We start from the raw sequence: 16,190 nt of genomic DNA, 5'->3' as shown, positions 1-16,190 counted from the left end.
GCCGGCTGGTGGCGCGCGCCTCCGCCCGCCTGCGCCGGGTCGCCGGGCAGACGTGGTCGCCAGCGTCGCCACCACCGATCCGGCCACCCGGCCGCTGCCCCGGCGACGCCCGGCCGGGCCCTCGTCGGCCCGACACCGGTTCGGCACGAGCCCGGGACTGCCGGTGCTGGCCATCGCCGCGCTGATGGTGCTGATCGTGGCGATGCTCGGCGTCGAGCGGGTGACCGGGATGAGCCTGCTGCCGGACCGGCTCAGCGCCGGCCTGCGACCGCCGCCGAAGAAGTTCCCGGTGCTGTCGGCCAGCCGGCCGACCACCCTCGCCATCGAGAAGATCGACCTGCGGGCACCCGTGCACGAGGTGGGCATCGCCGCGGACGGCACGATCGCCGTCCCGGACGCGGCCCGCGCCCAGGAGGCCGGCTGGTACGACCAGGGGCCCACCCCCGGTCAGTACGGGCCGGCGGTGATCGTCGGGCACGTCGACACCACCAGCGGACCGGCGGTCTTCCACAAACTCCGCGAGCTGCGCTCCGGTGACCAGATCGAGGTCACGCGCACCGACCGGAGCGTGGCGGTCTTCGAGGTGAATTCGGTGGACCGGTTCGACAAGGACCGACTGCCGGTGGACCAGGTGTACGGGGACTTCAGCCGGCCGAGCCTTCGACTGATCACCTGCGGTGGTCAGTGGGTCGGCGGCGAGCGCGGCTACTCGGACAACGTCGTGGTCTTCGCCTCGTTGGTCAAGGCTCGTGGTGGTTGAGGTACTCGGCGAGCCGCGCGGCCCCGGTGAGCATGGCCCGGCCCCGCTCGGTGAGCCGTCTCCGCCACTGACCGAGCGACCCGGCGAGCGGTTCGGCGCCGCCGGCCTGCCGCACCTGACCCAGCACGGTGGCGATGTGGTCGAGCCGGTATCCGCCCCGACGCAGCAGGTGGGCGAGTTGGGCGTCGCGGACGTCGGTCGGTGCGTAGACGCGGTGCCGGGTCGTGGTCTCGCGCCGCGGTCGCAGAATCCCGCTCTGCTCCCACTTGCGCAGGGTCGCGGGTCGCACCCCGAGCCGGTGCGCCAGCACGCTGATCGGCACGACTGCCCGGTGCTGCGGTGCCGGCGTCGTCTCGGTGAGGGTCAGGACCGCCGTCTCGACCGCGTCCAGGGTCTCTCGATCCCGCTGCAGGAGGGCATGACTCTGGTCGATGGTGCGCAGCGCCGTGTCGATCTCGCCCCGGTTGACGGCGCGCATGATGTCGCCACCGGCCGCGTGACCGTGGCCGACGACCAGCGCGAGGTAGGCGTTCAACGCCTTGACGTGTGCCTCGGTGAACCGGCGGTAGCCGTGCGAGGTGCGCTCGGCCGGCGGTAGGACGCCGTCCCGTTCGTAGTTGCGGACCGCCTGCGCGGACAGGCCGTGCCGGCGCGCCAGATCGACTGGCCGGTACACAGTGCGGTTTGAGGGTTTGGTGGCTGTCACCGCGCTCCTTCGGCGCCAGGTCTCAACGGGCGGTTCAACGATACGGTTGATGCAATGATCTCCCTTTCTGACCTGCTCGCCGGCTCGCCGGACCTGCTCGCGCTCGGCGAGCCGACACATGGCGAGTCCGCCTTCCTCCAGGTCCGCAACGAGGCCTTCCTGACCCTGGCCGGGCATGGCTACCGGTCGATCGCGCTGGAGAGCGACCGGGCCGCCGGGTTGCTCGCGGACGAGTTCGTGCAGGGCGCCGCAGTGCCGCTCGACAGTGCGCTCACCGAGGGGTTCAGCCACGGGTTCGGCGCGGCCCCGGCCAACCGCGACCTGCTGCTGCGGATGCGCGAGTGGAACGCCGGCCGGCCGGTGGCCGAACGCCTGCGGTTCCACGGGTTCGACGCCCCGCTGGAGCTGGAGAGCGCACCAAGCCCCCGGCGTCACCTGGCCCGGGTCTGTGACTTCCTCGGCCTCGACGGGGCAGCGGAGATCGACGACCTGATCGGGGACGAGGAGCGGTGGAGCGACCCGGCCGCGATCTGGACGCCCGGCCGGTCGGTCGGGCGCTCGGCCGACGCCCAGCGGCTGCGGGTGATCGCCGACGACCTGCTGACCGAGCTGTACCTGCGGGCAGCCTGGCGGTCCGAGGGCTGGTCGTCGGCGTTCGTGCACGTCACATCCGCGATCGCGGTGCTGCGGTACCACGCCGCGGCCGCCGCTCCACTGGCGCGGAAAGAACGCTTCGCCCGGCTGGCCGGGGTCCGGGACGCGCTGATGGCCGAGAACCTGCTCGCGATCCGGGCGGCCGAGGCACACCGCGGGCCCACGCTGGTCTTCGCGCACAACACGCACCTGCAACGCCACCCGGGCACGATGACGATCGACGGCGCGCAGGTGTCGTGGGCCGGTGCCGGCGCGATCGTCGCGTCGCTGCTCGGTGACCGGTACGCGGTGATCGTCGGCAGCCTCGGCGCGAGCCCCGCGCTCGGCATCGGCGCACCCTCGACGTCGACGTACGAAGGTCGGCTCCAGCAGCGGACCGCTTTCCCGGCGTACCTCCGAGCGTCCGACATCGGAGCGGCGGAACGCCGGGAGCACGACTACCGCTACGCCCCGCTGGACCAGGCCGCCCTGGAACACGCCGACGCGGTGCTGCACATCCCCACCGGCGTCGACCCGACGGTGCTCGCCGACCGGATCCTGACCCTGCCCGGCGTCGAGCAGGTGGTGGCGAACGAGGAGATCGGATCACCCGAGGGCGCCTGGGGCGACCGGTTCTTCTACGTCGGTCCGGACGCCGCCAGCCGTTCGCCACGATCGTCGAGCACGACGTGCCCGGCTTCGACGAGGCAGCGCAGCTCGACCGCCCCGGTGTCTTCCGCCTCAACCTGGACCTGGGCCGAGCCGAGTTCGAGCGGCGGTTCGGCTTCCCGCCCAGGGACTTCGAGGCTCACCGGGACAGCTTCGACTTCGCCCGGCTGGACACTCTCCTGCCGCACCCGAGCTACGCGCTGTACGGCTTCGGCAGCATCGTCATGCCCGGTCCGCAGCTGCTACCCGAGATCGACCAGCTTTTGGCGATCGCGCACCGCAGAGCGGTGGACCGCCACGAACGCGCGGCACGACGGGCAGTCGACCAGCCGGAGTGATCCTCGTCCGCACCGCGCTGCGCGCGGGTCAGGCGGCTGCCTCGGGCTCGCGCAGGTCCAGCCAGTCGGCCCAGCGGGGGTCGGGGGCGCGGTGCCCGAGCACCCGCCAGGCGGTGCCCTTCGGCGCGGCCGGCAGGGCGTTCAACCGCCACCCCATCTCGGCCGGGGTCTTGTCACCCTTGGTGTGGTTGCACCGGGCACAAGCGGCGACCACGTTCTCCCAGGCGTGCCGGCCGCCCCGGCTGCGTGGGAAGACGTGGTCGATGGTCTCGGCCGGGCCCCGACAGTAGGCGCACCGCCAGCCGTCCCGGGCGAAGATCGCCCGGCGGGACAACCCGACGTGTGTTCGGTACGGCACCCGGACGAAACGAGTCAACCGGACCACGGACGGCACCGGGAGCGCGTCCCGGGCGCTGTGCAGGATGCCGTCACCATCGGCGACGCAGACCGCCTTGGCGGAGAGGACGAGGATCGCGGCGCGGCGCACCGACACGACACACAGCGGCTCGTAGGTGGCGTTGAGGACCAACGCGCCGGAGCCCACCGTGGGTCGTATGTCAGGCATCGCGCTCACCCTCCCGGTTCAGCGGCTGCTGCCAACCGCCGCCGACCGGGGCCGGGCACAGGGGCCCACCCGGTCGACGTCGGCCGATCACCGACGTCCGTTGCGCCAATAGTCCCTGATCGGACCCCGGATTGCACGTACTAATCCGGGGTCCCTCAGGAAGCTGTTTCCCGCACCTGTCACGATGGCCGGTTCGCCCCGTTCCGGCCATGCCCTCGGCGGCAGGTCACCCGGCCGGTGGGTCGACGGCGAGGGCTCGGACTCCTTGCGGTACGAAGACAGGGTGAGTGCCGCCAGCGTGACCCCCCTTGCCCTGTCCACCGCCGGATCGGTGAACTGTCAGGGCAGCACCTCCTGCGAGTGGATCTACGACATCACCAGGTCGTCCTGGTTCGCCGAGGGCAGTTACTGGATCCTGCTCAAGCCGCTGCGGGTGCTGCTGATCGTGGTGTTGGCGATGGTGGCGCGCTGGGCGCTGCACCGGACGATCAACCGGCTGGTCCGCACCACCACCGACGGCGCGGTGCCGACCATGCTGCGCCCGCTGCGGGAACGGGTGCCCACCGCCGCGGCGGACCCGGCCGAGTTCGTGCCCGAGCGGCGGCGGCAGCGGGCCGAGGCGATCGGGTCCGTGCTGCGCAGCATGACCACGGCCTTCGTCTTCGGCATCGCACTGTTGATGATCCTGCGCGAGTTCAGCTTCGACCTGGCTCCGCTGCTGGCCAGCGCCGGGATCGCCGGCGTCGCGCTGGGCTTCGGCGCGCAGAGCCTGGTCAAGGACCTGATCGCCGGCCTCTTCATGCTGATCGAGGACCAGTACGGGGTGGGCGACAACGTCGACCTGGGCGAGGCGATGGGTGTCGTCGAGGCGGTCGGGTTGCGGGTCACCACAGTGCGCGACGGTCGCGGGGTGCTCTGGTACATCCGCAACGGCGAGATCATCCGGGTGGGCAACAAGAGCCAGGGCTGGGCGCTCGTGGTGGTGGATCTGCCGATCGGCTTCAGCAGCACCGAGGAGGCCACCGCCGTCCTGCGGACCGCGGCCGCCTCGGTCGCCATGGACCCGGAGCTGTCGCCGGAGATCGTGGAGGCGCCGGACGTGCTGGGTGTCGAGCAGGTGACGGTGGACGGCGCGGTCATCCGGACGGTGGTGAAGACGACCGCGGACGGGCAGTTCGCGGTGGGCCGGGAGCTGCGTCGGCGGCTCGCGGAGGCGCTGGAGAATTCCGGGATCACCGCGCAGATCGCGGCGGCCCGCATCTATCCCGGCCTACCGACCCGACCGTTGTCCGATGGGGAGACTGGTCAGGGCGGCGCCACCTGACCCAGGCGATACTGCCCGCGAATTCAGGGGTCGCGGGCCGCCCGGCCCTCAGGTATCGTCCGTTCGTTCAGTCGGGGAAGCGACGAACGACCCGTTCGGCCTAGCCAGTTGTCGGACGATCGGGCAGAATCCGGAGCACGCGTTCCCGTTCACACGTGATCACGTCCTCGTTGATCCGTAGATCTGAGAGAGCTTCTGGCCGGGCTGCCACGAGCGGCCAACCCGGGGCCGATGGAGGCGACGGTGCCCGACGAGCGACCTTCCGCGGAAGGCCCCGCTACCTTTCGCGAAGTGTTCGCCCAGCGCGAGTTCCGGGCCGTGTTCGTGGCCGGTGCTCTCTCCTGGGTCGGCGACTACGTCGCCAAGGCTGCGGTCACCCTCCTCGTCTACCAACAGACCCGGTCGGTCGCGCTCTCCGCGGCGGCCTTCGCGGTCAGTTTCCTGCCCTGGCTGCTCGGCGGTCCGGTGCTCGCCGCGCTCGCGGAGCGGTACCCGTACCGACGGGTGATGGTGGCCTGCGACCTCATCCGGATGGCGCTGATGCTGCTCATCGCCCTCCCGACCCTGCCGTACCAGGCAGTGCTGATGCTCATCTTCGCCGCCACGCTGGCCAACCCGCCGAGCCAGGCGGCGAAGTCCGCGCTGATGCCGCAGATGCTCGCCGGGGACCGGCTGGTGGTGGGCCTGTCGCTGAACAGCAGCATCGGGCAGGCCGCCCAGGTGGTCGGGTACGTGTTCGGCGCGGCCGTCGCCGCGATCGACCCCGAGGTGGCGCTGCTGTTCAACGCCGCCACCTTCGGCCTCTCGGCGCTGCTGCTCCGCTTCGGGGTTCGCCACCGCCCGGCGATGACGAACCCGGCACAACGCAGTCACCTGCTGCGGGAAACCCGCCAGGGCTTCGCCATCGTGTTCGGCACACCGGTGCTGCGGGCCATCGCGGTGCTCGTGTTCAGCGCCATGCTCTTCTCCATCGTCCCGGAGGGGCTGGCCGCCGCCTGGGCCAACGAGGAGAGCCGCGGCGCGGTGAGCGCGGGCACCGCGCAAGCAGCGATCATGGTGGCCAACCCGGTCGGCTTCATCCTCGGCGGGTTGCTGGTGAGCCGCCTGTTCGGGCCGACCCGCCGGCTGAAGCTGATGCGACCACTCGCGGTGCTCGCCCCGCTGGTGCTGGTGCCGTCGCTGCTCGACCCCTCACCGCTGGTGGTGGCGCTGCTGGCCGCCGTCTGCGGGTTCGCGGTCGCCGGCATGCTGCCGATGGCCAACGGATTGTTCGTCCAGGCGCTGCCGAACGGGTTCCGGGCCCGCGCCTTCGGCGTGATGGCGACCGGCGTCCAGGTCATCCAGGGTCTATCGGTGCTGGTCACCGGCGTGCTCTCCGAACGTTTCCCCATCCCGGTGGTGGTCGGGGTGTGGAGCGCGGCCGGGGTGGTGCTGATGGTGGTGGCCGCGCTGCGCTGGCCCGACTCGAAAACGGTGGACGACGCCATCGCCGCCGCCTCGGCGGCCAACGCGGGCCCGACGACCGAGGCGAGCGGCCCCGTCGAGGACGACACGGCGGCGGACACCAGCGATCCGCGCGCGGACGACAGCCACCGCCGGCACGCGGTCAGCTGACCCCACGGGCGGGCCGCAGCCGGTGACCGACGTGATCCGACGCACGGTGTGCGGGTCGGGCCGGCGCGGAGCGCAGCTGGCAGGATGGAACGGTGAACCCCGCAGGCGAGTCCGACCGTCCCGGTGCGTCGATGACCCTCTTCGAAGCGGTCGGCGGCGAACCCACCTTCCGCAAGCTGGTGGACGAGTTCTACGTCGGTGTCGCCACCGATCCCCTGCTGCGGCCGATGTACCCGGAGGAGGACCTGGGCCCGGCCGCGGATCGGCTGACGCTCTTCCTGATGCAGTACTGGGGTGGCCCCAACACCTACTCCGCCCAGCGTGGCCACCCGCGACTGCGGATGCGGCACGCGCCCTTTCGCATCGGTCCGGCGGAGCGGGACGCCTGGCTGCTGCACATGCGCCGCGCGGTGGACCGACTCGACCTGGAGCCGGAGGTCGCCACGGCCCTCTGGGACTACCTGGAGCGGGCCGCGTACTTCATGGTCAACGTGATGGAGGACCCGGCCGGCGGGGTCTGAACCACCCCGTGGCCGGGCCACCTCAGAGCAGCGCGCCCTCGTCGTGCAGCCAGTCCACGAAGCTGGTGGCGACCGCCGCGCCGCAGTCGAGCATCTCGACCAGCAGCGCGTCGTGGGTGCCGGCACCGAGCGGCACCTGAAGCTCGGCGTAGATCGGCAGCTGCCCGCGTTCGGTCGGGTCGCCGATGTACGCCTTGCAGAACCGGCGGGTGTGGTTCCACTCGTTGACCACCCGGTACGCCCGGTCGGCCCAGTCCGGCGGGACCGTCGCGTGCGGACGGGCCCGCATCACGAGGATCTCGTCCTCTGGACCTTCGAGGGTGACCAGCACGGCGTGCCGCTCCCACATGGCCAGCAGGTTGCCGTCGCCGTCCGCCAGATAGCGCACGTCGAGCAGGTCGAGTGCGTCACAGACCCGACGCAGGCTCACCGGCTCGACGGTGGCGGGCATCTCGGTCAGCACGGGCCGCTCGTTGGACGGGCAGTCGTCCCCCGGCTGGCGGGGGCTGGGCGGCCCGATCCGGACCGCGCTCTCGATCGTGATCCCGCTTCGGGTTTCCGGATCGCCGCCGTCGGCGGGACCGGGGCGCCATGACCACCACGGCATCGCTCGCGCACCTCACTCCCCAGCGGATCCAGTCGCCTACGGTGCGTTGGATCGAGGATGGACGGTACCCGGACAGTCGGGTTGAAGCACCCCCCCAACGACCGCCCCGGCCCAGAAGAACGAGCCAGGGTCATCCGTTCGGATGATTTTTCAGGGGTGTCACGGCAAGATCCGTGGCCTTCTGCAACCACGCCGCTCCGTGCGGTCCCACCAGCCCCACCCAACGACCGGCCACCCGCACCTGAACGGCAGCCGCACCGCCGGCGGCCGAGCCGTCAGCCGCACCGAGGAAACCCATCCGGACCAGCCCCTGCACCAGCCGTTGCGGCACCTCCACCGGCGCGGCGGGCGTCCCGTCCGGAGTGACCAGCACCGCCACGTGGTCGAGCAGCGCGTCGCGCAACACCCGCTGCCCCACCGCCCGGCCAGCCACACCCTGCTCGCTCGCCGTCCGCAGGGTGCCCGCCGGCGCGTCCGCGATCGCCGCAGCTCGGCGACGGGCAACGCCTCCACCTGCCGGCTACCCGCTGGCGGCAGCGGCCACCGCCACTGGGCGTCCCGGCGGGCCGGCAGGGTCGCACCGCCGCGCTCCAGCTCGGCCAGCCAGCTCCGCGGCGGCCACCGTGACGTCCTGGGCGGCACCGTCAGCCCGCTCGCCGGCCACCGTGCGGACCACCAGGACCTGCCACGCAGCCGGGCCCACAGGGCGACCCGGCCCGGCGCGCCGGCCGGCCGTAGTCGGACCGGTGCGACCGGATCCAACCGGACCAGCCGGGCCAGGAAGGCACCCGCGTCCGGCACCCCGGCGACACCATGGGTGGGCGTCGACGCCGCCACCCGGCCCGGCTCAGCCGTGCCCGGCCGGGTCACGTCCCGCCGCCCTGCGGTGCGTAGGTGAGCAGGAAGTCCCGCTCCTCGGTGCTGACCCGCCGGGGCACCTGGCGGGTCAGGTCGAACGGCACCAGCACCGAACGGGCGCGACTGGCCAGCACCTCACCGTCGTACAACTCGTACCCGACGGTGAACGAGGCGGCCCGGATCTCCTCCACCCACAGCTCGATCCGGACCGTGGGCGCGGCCTCGGCGGTGGCCCGGCCCAGCGCGTAGTCGACCGGGCGCAGGTAGTCGACCTCGTGGCGGCGGATCACCACCCCGTCGGCGAACGAGCCGACGCCCCACGCGCGGCCACCAGCGAACATCAACGCGACCCGCGCCTCCTCGTAGAGGGTGAGGAAGCGCGAGTTGTTGACGTGGCCGTACGCGTCCAGGTCGGACCAGCGCAGGGTGCAGTGGTAGATGAACCGGTCAGACACGTCTCGGCCGGTCAGTCGCGGGTCAGCTTGCGGTAGGTCACCCGGTGCGGCCGGGCGGCCTCCGCGCCGAGGCGGTCGATCTTGTTCTTCTCGTACGCCTCGAAGTTGCCCTCGAACCAGAACCACCTGGCCGGGTCCTGGTCGTCGCCCTCCCAGGCCAGGATGTGCGTGGCGACCCGGTCGAGGAACATCCGGTCGTGCGAGATGACCACGGCGCAGCCGGGGAACTCCAGCAGCGCGTTCTCCAGGCTGGAGAGGGTCTCCACGTCCAGGTCGTTGGTCGGCTCGTCGAGCAGGATGACGTTGCCGCCGATCTTCAGGGTCAGCGCCAGGTTGAGCCGGTTGCGCTCACCGCCGGAGAGCACCTTCGTCGGCTTCTGCTGGTCCGGCCCCTTGAAACCGAACGCGGCGATGTACGCCCGCGACGGCATCTCGACCTTGCCGACCATGAGGTAGTCCAACCCGTCGGAGACGACCTCCCAGACCGTCTTGTCGCCGTTGAGGCCCTCCCGGTTCTGGTCGACGTACGACAGCGAGACCGTCTCACCGACCCGGACCGACCCGCCGGTCGGCTGCTCCAGCCCGACGATGGTCTTGAACAGGGTGGTCTTGCCGACGCCGTTGGGGCCGATGATGCCGACGATGCCGTTGCGCGGCAGCGAGAACGACAGGTTGTCGATCAGCAGCCGGTCACCGAAGCCCTTGCTGAGGTTGTTCGCCTCGATCACAGTGCTGCCCAGGCGCGGACCCGGCGGGATCTGGATCTCCTCGAAGTCCAGCTTGCGGGTCTTCTCCGCCTCGCTGGCCATCTCGTCGTACCGGTCCAGGCGGGCCTTGGACTTGGTCTGCCGGGCCTTGGCGTTGGAGCGGACCCAGTCCAGCTCCTCGGTGAGGCGCTTCTTCATCTTGGCGTCGCGGCGGCCCTCGACGGCCAGCCGGGCGGCCTTCTTCTCCAGGTAGGTGGAGTAGTTGCCCTCGTACCCGATGGCCCGGCCGCGGTCCAGCTCCAGGATCCAGCCGGCCACGTTGTCGAGGAAGTACCGGTCGTGGGTGATCGCCATGACGGTGCCGGCGTACTTCGCCAGGTGCTGCTCCAGCCAGGAGACGCTCTCCGCGTCCAGGTGGTTGGTGGGCTCGTCGAGCAGCAGCAGGTCGGGCGCCTCCAGCAGCAGCTTGCAGAGCGCGACCCGGCGACGCTCTCCACCGGAGAGCTGGGTCACGTCGGCGTCCGGCGGCGGGCAGCGCAGCGCGTCCATGGCCAGTTCGAGTTTGGAGTCGACGTCCCAGGCGTCGAGGTGGTCGAGCTCCTCCTGGAGCTTGCCCATCTCCTCCATCAGCTCGTCGGAGTAGTCGGTTGCCATCTGCTCGGCGATCTTGTTGAACCGCTCCAGCTTGGCCTTGGTCTCGGCGACCGCCTCCTCGACGTTGCCGAGCACGGTCTTGGCCTCGTTGAGCGGGGGCTCCTGGGCGAGCATGCCGACGGTGTAGCCGGGCATGAGCCGGGCCTCGCCGTTGCTCGGCTTGTCCAGCCCTGCCATGATCTTGAGGAGGCTGGACTTACCGGCGCCGTTGGGGCCGAGCACACCGATCTTGGCCCCCGGCAGGAAGCTCAACGTGACGTTGTCGAGCACGACCTTGTCGCCGTGCGCCTTGCGCGCCTTTTCCAGAACGTAGATGTACTGGGCCACGGTGCGGGCTACCTCCGTCGGTTGCTGTCGCTGATCGGCGGCGCGGCGCGGGCTGCGAGGACCGCCCGCCGCCGCCGGCCGGGAGCCGGCCGCGCGCACGCCGTCGTCAATCCTGACAGGTACGGCGCGCTTCGCCCACATCACCCCGCCCGAGGAGTAGCGGGAGCGACCATGTCGACAAGATCACCTCCAGGATTCGGCCAGACCGACGCGGGTAGGAGACTCCGGCACGAGGCACAAGACGCCGCAGCTACGCTCAGTACGCTCAGCGCGGTGGACCCGTCAGTACCCGGAGGTGGCCGATCGTGACCGTCCGTAGCTCCTTTGTCGTAGTGGCGAATCGTCTGCCGGTCGACGAGGTGAGCACACCCGAGGGACGGCAGTGGCGACGCAGCCCGGGCGGGCTGGTCACCGCGCTGCATCCCGTACTCGCCGAACACCAGGGCACCTGGGTCGGCTGGGCCGGTGGCACCGGCGCCGCCCCCGAACCGTTCGACCTGGAGGGCATCCGGCTGCACCCGGTTCCGCTCAGCGCCGAGGAGCTGGAGCGCTACTACGAGGGCCAGTCCAACGCGACGATCTGGCCGCTCTACCACGACGCGGTGGAGACACCTGCCTACAAGCGTCGCTGGCGGGAGGCGTACCGCCTGGTCAACGCCCGGTTCGCGGAGGCCGCGGCCGACGTGGCGGCCGAGGGCGCGACGGTCTGGGTGCAGGACTACCAGCTTCAGCTGGTCCCGGCGATGCTCCGTGAGCTACGCCCGGACCTGCGGATCGGGTTCTTCCTGCACATCCCGTTCCCGCCGATCGAGCTGTTCATGCAGATGCCGTTCCGCACCGAGATCCTGCGCGGCCTGCTCGGTGCCGACCTGGTCGGTTTCCAGCAGCGGCTGGCCGCGCAGAACTTCGTCCGGCTGGCCCGGCATCTGCTCGGGCTGCGCTACGAGGGGCAGATGATCCAGGTCGACGGTCGGCAGGTGAAGGCAGGCGCCTTCCCCATCTCGATCGACACCCAGGAGATGGAGCGGATGGCCGCCGACCCGGCGATCCAGGCCCGGGCCAAGCAGATCCGCGCCGAGCTGGGCGACCCGAAGACGATCATCCTGGGCGTGGACCGGCTGGATTACACCAAGGGGATCGAGCTGCGCCTCAAGGCCTTCCGGGAACTGCTCGCTGACGGAAAGTTGACAGTTCCCGACGCGGTTATGGTGCAGGTCGCCACGCCCAGCCGCGAACGCGTCGAGCACTACCAGGCACTTCGAGTCAAGGTAGAGCGCGAGGTTGGTCGGATCAACGGTGAGTTTGGCAGGGTCGGCGTGCCGGCGGTGCATTATCTGCATCAGTCGTACAGTCGCAGTGAACTTGCCGCCATGTACGTTGCTGCCGACGTGATGATGGTGACCCCGCTGCGCGACGGCATGAACCTGGTGGCAAAGGAATACGTAGCGTCTCGTGCCGACCAGGGCGGGGCGCTCGTGCTCAGTGAGTTCGCCGGCGCGGCCACCGAGCTTCGTCAGGCATTTCTGTGTAACCCGCACGACCCGGACGCGGTCAAAGACGCCCTGCTCCGGGCAGTGCACGTGGAGAAAACCGAGGCACGCCGCCGGATGCGGACCATGCAACGTCACCTGCGCACCCACGATGTGGGCCACTGGGCCAAGTCGTTCCTCTCGGAGCTGGGAGTTCCCGAGGCGGAGGCCGAGTGAACACCTCCGTCAACGATGGGGCGGCAGTCGCCACCGGGGTGATGGACCCCGAGCTGCGCTCCGCCATCGGCCGGATCGCCCGGGTCCCCCAACTCCTGGTCGCCTGCGACTACGACGGCACACTGGCGCCGATCGTGGAGGACCCGAGCACCGCCGTCCCGCTACCCGAGGCGGTGGCCGCGGTCCGCGCGCTCGCCGCGCTGCCGCAGACCACCGTGGCGGTGGTCTCCGGCCGGGCGCTGCGCGACCTGGCCGCCCTCTCCCGGCTGCCCAGCGAGGTGCACCTCGTCGGCAGCCACGGCTCCGAGTTCGACATCGGCTTCGTCGAACGGCTCTCCCCCGAGCTGGTCGCGGTCCGCACCCAGGTCCGCAACGCGCTGCGCGAGATCGCCGCCGAGCACCCGGGCATCCGGCTGGAACGCAAACCGGCGAGCGTCGCGATGCACACCCGGGGGGTCGACCCGCAGGTGGCCGCCGCGGCCATCGAGGCGGTCCGCAACGGCCCGGCCACCTTCGACGGCGTCACGGTGACCCAGGGCAAGGAGGTCATCGAGCTCTCCGTCGTGGCCACCCACAAGGGCACCGCTGTCGACCAACTGCGCACCCAGCTGGCCGCCAGCGCGGTGCTGTTCATCGGCGACGACATCACCGACGAGAACGCGTTCGGCAACCTGCACGGGCCCGACCTCGGCATCAAGATCGGCCCCGGGGACACCCAGGCCGACTACCGGGTGGGCGACCCGCTGGAGGCCGCGCGGGCCCTGGGGCTGCTGCTGGAGACCCGGCGGCACTGGTTGTTCGGCGAGCGTGCGGTGCCGATCGAGCGGCACTCCATGCTGGCCAACGGTCGTACGGTCGCGCTGCTCACCCCCGAGGCGAAGGTGAGTTGGCTCTGCCACCCCAAGCCGGACTCGGCGGCGATCTTCGCCGACCTGGTCGGTGGCAGCCCGGCCGGTCACTTCAGCATCGCTCCGGAGCGCGGCGGCATCCCGCTGGGCCAGCGCTACCGCTCCGGCACGATGACTGTGGAGACCCGGTGGTCCGGGCTCACCGTGACCGACTGGCTGGACAAGCCGGTCAAGGAGACCACCCCGGACGGCCCGGCGGTCGTCACCGGTGACTCGACCCTGGTCCGGGTGCTCACCGGCAGCGGCAAGGCCCGGGTGGAGTTCGCGCCGAGGCCCGAGTTCGGTCAGGTGGCCGTGCAGTTGCAGCCACTCGGCGACGGCCTGCTGGTGCTCGGCTCCAACGAGCCGGTCGCGCTCTACTCCCCCGGTGTGCAGTGGGAGGTCGGCAACGACGGCGGGTACGAGACCGCCAAGGCGGTCGTCGACCTCTCCGCCGCGGGTGGGCAGGTGGTGCTGGAGCTGCGCTTCGGCACGCACAGCCTGGAGCACCACCGGGTGCCGATCCACGAGCGGCAGGCCGCCGCCGAGCAGCCGTGGAAGGACTGGGTCGCCTCGCTGCGACTGCCGTCGACCTCCCGTGACCTGGTCGCGCGCAGCGCCCTCACCCTGCGCGGGCTCTGCCACGAGGCGACCGGCTCGATCCTGGCCGCGGCGACCACCTCCCTCCCCGAGGAGCTGGGCGGCGTCCGCAACTGGGACTACCGCTACTGCTGGCTGCGCGACGCAGCGCTGACCGCCCGCTCGCTCGTCGACCTGGGCTCCATCGAGGAGGCCGAGGCGTTCCTGCGCTGGGTGGACGGCTGCATCGAGCGCACCGGCGGGCACCCGGAGCGGCTGCACCCGCTCTACACCATCGACGGTTACGAGCTGGGCGCCGAGGCGGTGATCGACACCCTGCCCGGGTACGCCGGCTCCCGCCCGGTCCGGGTCGGCAACCTCGCCAACCACCAGCTGCAACTGGACGTCTTCGGCCCGATCGCCGACCTGATCGCGGCCGTCGCCGACGCCCGCGGGTCGGTCCGTGAGGACGAGTGGCGGGTCCTGGAGAACATGGTGGAGGCGGTCCGCCGCCGCTGGCACGAGCCCGACCACGGCATCTGGGAGGCCCGGCTGCCACCCCGGCACCACGTCTTCTCGAAGGTGATGTGCTGGATGACCGTCGACCGGGCGCTGCACGTGATGCGCCAGCACGGCGGCGAGGACCGACCCGAGTGGAAGGACCTGCGCGACCGGATCGGCGCCAACGTGCTGGAGCACGGTTGGCACTCCGACGTCGAGGCGTACAGCGTCGCGTACGGGGACGAGGACATGGACGCCTCGTCGCTCTGGATCGGGCTCTCCGGCCTGCTCTCGGGCGACGACCCGCGCTTCCTCTCCACCGTCCTGCGGATCGAGGCGGACCTGCGCAGCGGCCCGGTCGTCTACCGCTACCACTGGGACGACGGACTGCCCGGCCGGGAGGGCGGTTTCCACATCTGCACGGCGTGGCTGATCGAGGCGTACCTGCGCACCGGTCGCCGCACCGACGCCGAGGAGCTGTTCGCGCAGATGGTGCTGACCGCCGGCCCGACCGGGCTGCTCCCCGAGCAGTACGACCCGCTGGCCGAGCGCGGCCTGGGCAACCACCCGCAGGCCTACAGCCACCTCGGGTTGATCCGCTGCGCCCTGCTGCTGGACAACATGCTCAAGCAGTAGCCGACCGACAGACCACGACGGCCGGCGCAGCGTTGCTCCGGCCCGTCGTCTGTCCGGTGGCGATCTAGGATCATCCGCCACCCCTACTTGGCCAGCCCCCGCGCACGTAGCCGCCACCGCTGGCAATCTTGGACAGTTTCCGTTAGCGCGTGACGGAAACTGTCCAAGATCTAGGCTGCCAGCGCCCTCCACGCCCGACCCGCGTCGCCGGCACGGTCGGAACAGACTCTCAGCCGGTGACTCTTCACCCGGAATGGCGGGACGCCACGGCAGCGGCCTCGATGAGGCTGGGGTCCACCGCCAGCCGAGTTCACCGCCGCGCTCCGTCGCCTCACTAGTCGAGGGCAACCACCACGTCGCCCACCACCACGACGGCGGGCGGGCGCAGGTCGGCGGTGAGTGCGTCGGCGGCGACCGCGCCGAGGGTGGAGCGCAGTACCCGCTCGGTACCGGTGGTGGCTTCCTGGACGACGGCGGCCGGCGTCCGCGGCGACCGGCCGTGGGCGATCAAGGTCTCGGTGATGGCGGCGAGGTTCTTCAGCCCCATCAGGATCACCAGGGTGCCGCGCAGGCCCGCCAGGGCGTCCCAGCGCACCAGCGAGGCTGGCGAGTCGGGTGCCAGGTGCCCGGAGACCACCGTGAACTCGTGCGCCACCGACCGGTGGGTGACCGGAATGCCGGCCGCCGCCGGCGCGGCGATCGAGCTGGTCACCCCCGGCACGACTGTCACCGGCACGCCGGCCGCCGCGCAGGCCAGCAACTCCTCGCCGCCCCGGCCGAAGACGTACGGGTCGCCGCCCTTGAGCCGCACCACGACGGCGCCAGCCAGGGCCCGGTCGACCAGGATCTGGTTGATCTCCTCCTGGGCCCGGGACGGTCCGTAGGGGATCTTCGAGGCGTCCACCAGCTCGACGTCGGGGCGCAGCTCGTCCAGCAGCAGCCCGGGCACCAGCCGGTCGGCGACCACCACGTCGGCCTCGGTGAGCAGCCGCCAGCCCTTGACGGTGATCAGCTCCGGGTCACCCGGCCCCGCCCCGACCAGCGCCACCCGCCCGGCCTGCCGCCCGCCGGTCGGCCCGGTCGCGGGGTCGGGCCGGTTCGGCGGCGCAGCGATCCCGTCCGGTGCCAGGCGGACCGCGAGCA

The 16,190-nt window shown here is 71.4% G+C and carries 12 protein-coding genes and 3 pseudogenes; 8 read left to right on the top strand and 7 right to left on the bottom strand.

The window, feature by feature from the left end:
* Positions 1-760: pseudogene (locus tag JM949_RS23800) on the top strand (class F sortase); the annotation flags it as partial.
* On the opposite strand, the gene JM949_RS23795 reads toward JM949_RS23800, so the two are convergent.
* Positions 741-1,436: a TioE family transcriptional regulator gene (locus JM949_RS23795; protein WP_203150544.1), complete on the bottom strand. Its 696-nt coding sequence runs from the start codon at positions 1,434-1,436 to the stop codon at positions 741-743. The pseudogene JM949_RS23800 and the gene JM949_RS23795 overlap by 20 nt on opposite strands.
* Before the next feature lie 84 nt (positions 1,437-1,520).
* Between JM949_RS23795 and JM949_RS23790 the strand changes: the two are divergent.
* Positions 1,521-2,477: pseudogene (locus JM949_RS23790) on the top strand (erythromycin esterase family protein); the annotation flags it as partial.
* A gap of 311 nt (positions 2,478-2,788) precedes the next feature.
* Positions 2,789-3,106, top strand: a complete 318-nt coding sequence (locus JM949_RS37650) for a DUF6194 family protein (protein WP_309232296.1) — start codon at positions 2,789-2,791, stop codon at positions 3,104-3,106.
* Between the two features lie 28 nt (positions 3,107-3,134).
* Here JM949_RS37650 and JM949_RS23785 read toward each other — a convergent pair whose 3' ends face one another.
* Positions 3,135-3,671, bottom strand: coding sequence for an HNH endonuclease (locus JM949_RS23785; protein WP_203150542.1), 537 nt, complete (start codon positions 3,669-3,671; stop codon positions 3,135-3,137).
* A gap of 265 nt (positions 3,672-3,936) precedes the next feature.
* Between JM949_RS23785 and JM949_RS23780 the strand changes: the two genes are divergently transcribed.
* From JM949_RS23780 to JM949_RS23770, 3 genes are all read left to right on the top strand, one after another.
* Positions 3,937-4,995: a mechanosensitive ion channel family protein gene (locus JM949_RS23780; RefSeq protein WP_407664810.1), complete on the top strand. Its 1,059-nt coding sequence runs from the start codon at positions 3,937-3,939 to the stop codon at positions 4,993-4,995.
* Positions 4,996-5,226: 231 nt separating this feature from the next.
* Positions 5,227-6,609, top strand: a complete 1,383-nt coding sequence (locus JM949_RS23775) for an MFS transporter (protein ID WP_203150540.1) — start codon at positions 5,227-5,229, stop codon at positions 6,607-6,609.
* Positions 6,610-6,740: 131 nt separating this feature from the next.
* Entirely contained in the window at positions 6,741-7,130 is a 390-nt protein-coding gene (locus tag JM949_RS23770) for a globin (protein ID WP_203150539.1), read from the top strand.
* Between the two features lie 22 nt (positions 7,131-7,152).
* Here JM949_RS23770 and JM949_RS23765 read toward each other — a convergent pair whose 3' ends face one another.
* The 4 genes and pseudogenes from JM949_RS23765 to ettA form a co-directional block, all read right to left on the bottom strand.
* On the bottom strand, positions 7,153-7,737 hold the full coding sequence (locus JM949_RS23765; protein ID WP_203150538.1) for a type III secretion system chaperone family protein: 585 nt from the start codon (positions 7,735-7,737) through the stop codon (positions 7,153-7,155).
* Between the two features lie 130 nt (positions 7,738-7,867).
* Positions 7,868-8,607: pseudogene (locus JM949_RS23760) on the bottom strand (hypothetical protein).
* On the bottom strand, positions 8,604-9,050 hold the full coding sequence (locus JM949_RS23755) for an acyl-CoA thioesterase (protein WP_203150537.1): 447 nt from the start codon (positions 9,048-9,050) through the stop codon (positions 8,604-8,606). Before JM949_RS23755 ends, JM949_RS23760 begins: the two are co-directional and overlap by 4 nt.
* A gap of 11 nt (positions 9,051-9,061) precedes the next feature.
* Positions 9,062-10,738 (bottom strand): energy-dependent translational throttle protein EttA, encoded by a 1,677-nt coding sequence (gene ettA / locus JM949_RS23750; RefSeq protein WP_203150536.1) that lies wholly within the window; start codon positions 10,736-10,738, stop codon positions 9,062-9,064.
* A gap of 305 nt (positions 10,739-11,043) precedes the next feature.
* Here ettA and JM949_RS23745 point away from each other — a divergent pair, with 305 nt between their 5' ends.
* The gene (locus JM949_RS23745; RefSeq protein WP_030488230.1) at positions 11,044-12,444 is read left to right on the top strand and encodes an alpha,alpha-trehalose-phosphate synthase (UDP-forming); all 1,401 of its coding nucleotides are present in this window, start codon (positions 11,044-11,046) and stop codon (positions 12,442-12,444) included.
* A 41-nt stretch (positions 12,445-12,485) separates the two neighbouring features.
* Positions 12,486-15,047 (top strand): trehalose-phosphatase, encoded by a 2,562-nt coding sequence (otsB, locus tag JM949_RS23740; RefSeq protein ID WP_203150543.1) that lies wholly within the window; start codon positions 12,486-12,488, stop codon positions 15,045-15,047.
* 334 nt (positions 15,048-15,381) lie between these two features.
* Here otsB and cobA read toward each other — a convergent pair.
* A partial coding sequence (cobA, locus tag JM949_RS23735; RefSeq protein ID WP_238433753.1) for a uroporphyrinogen-III C-methyltransferase occupies positions 15,382-16,190 on the bottom strand: 809 nt, incomplete at its 5' end.

It is taken from the genome of Micromonospora tarensis (assembly GCF_016803395.1).
GTDB lineage: Bacteria > Actinomycetota > Actinomycetes > Mycobacteriales > Micromonosporaceae > Micromonospora > Micromonospora tarensis.
Note: the sequence above shows the minus strand (reverse complement) of the source record. Positions and strands in the feature narration are given on the sequence as shown.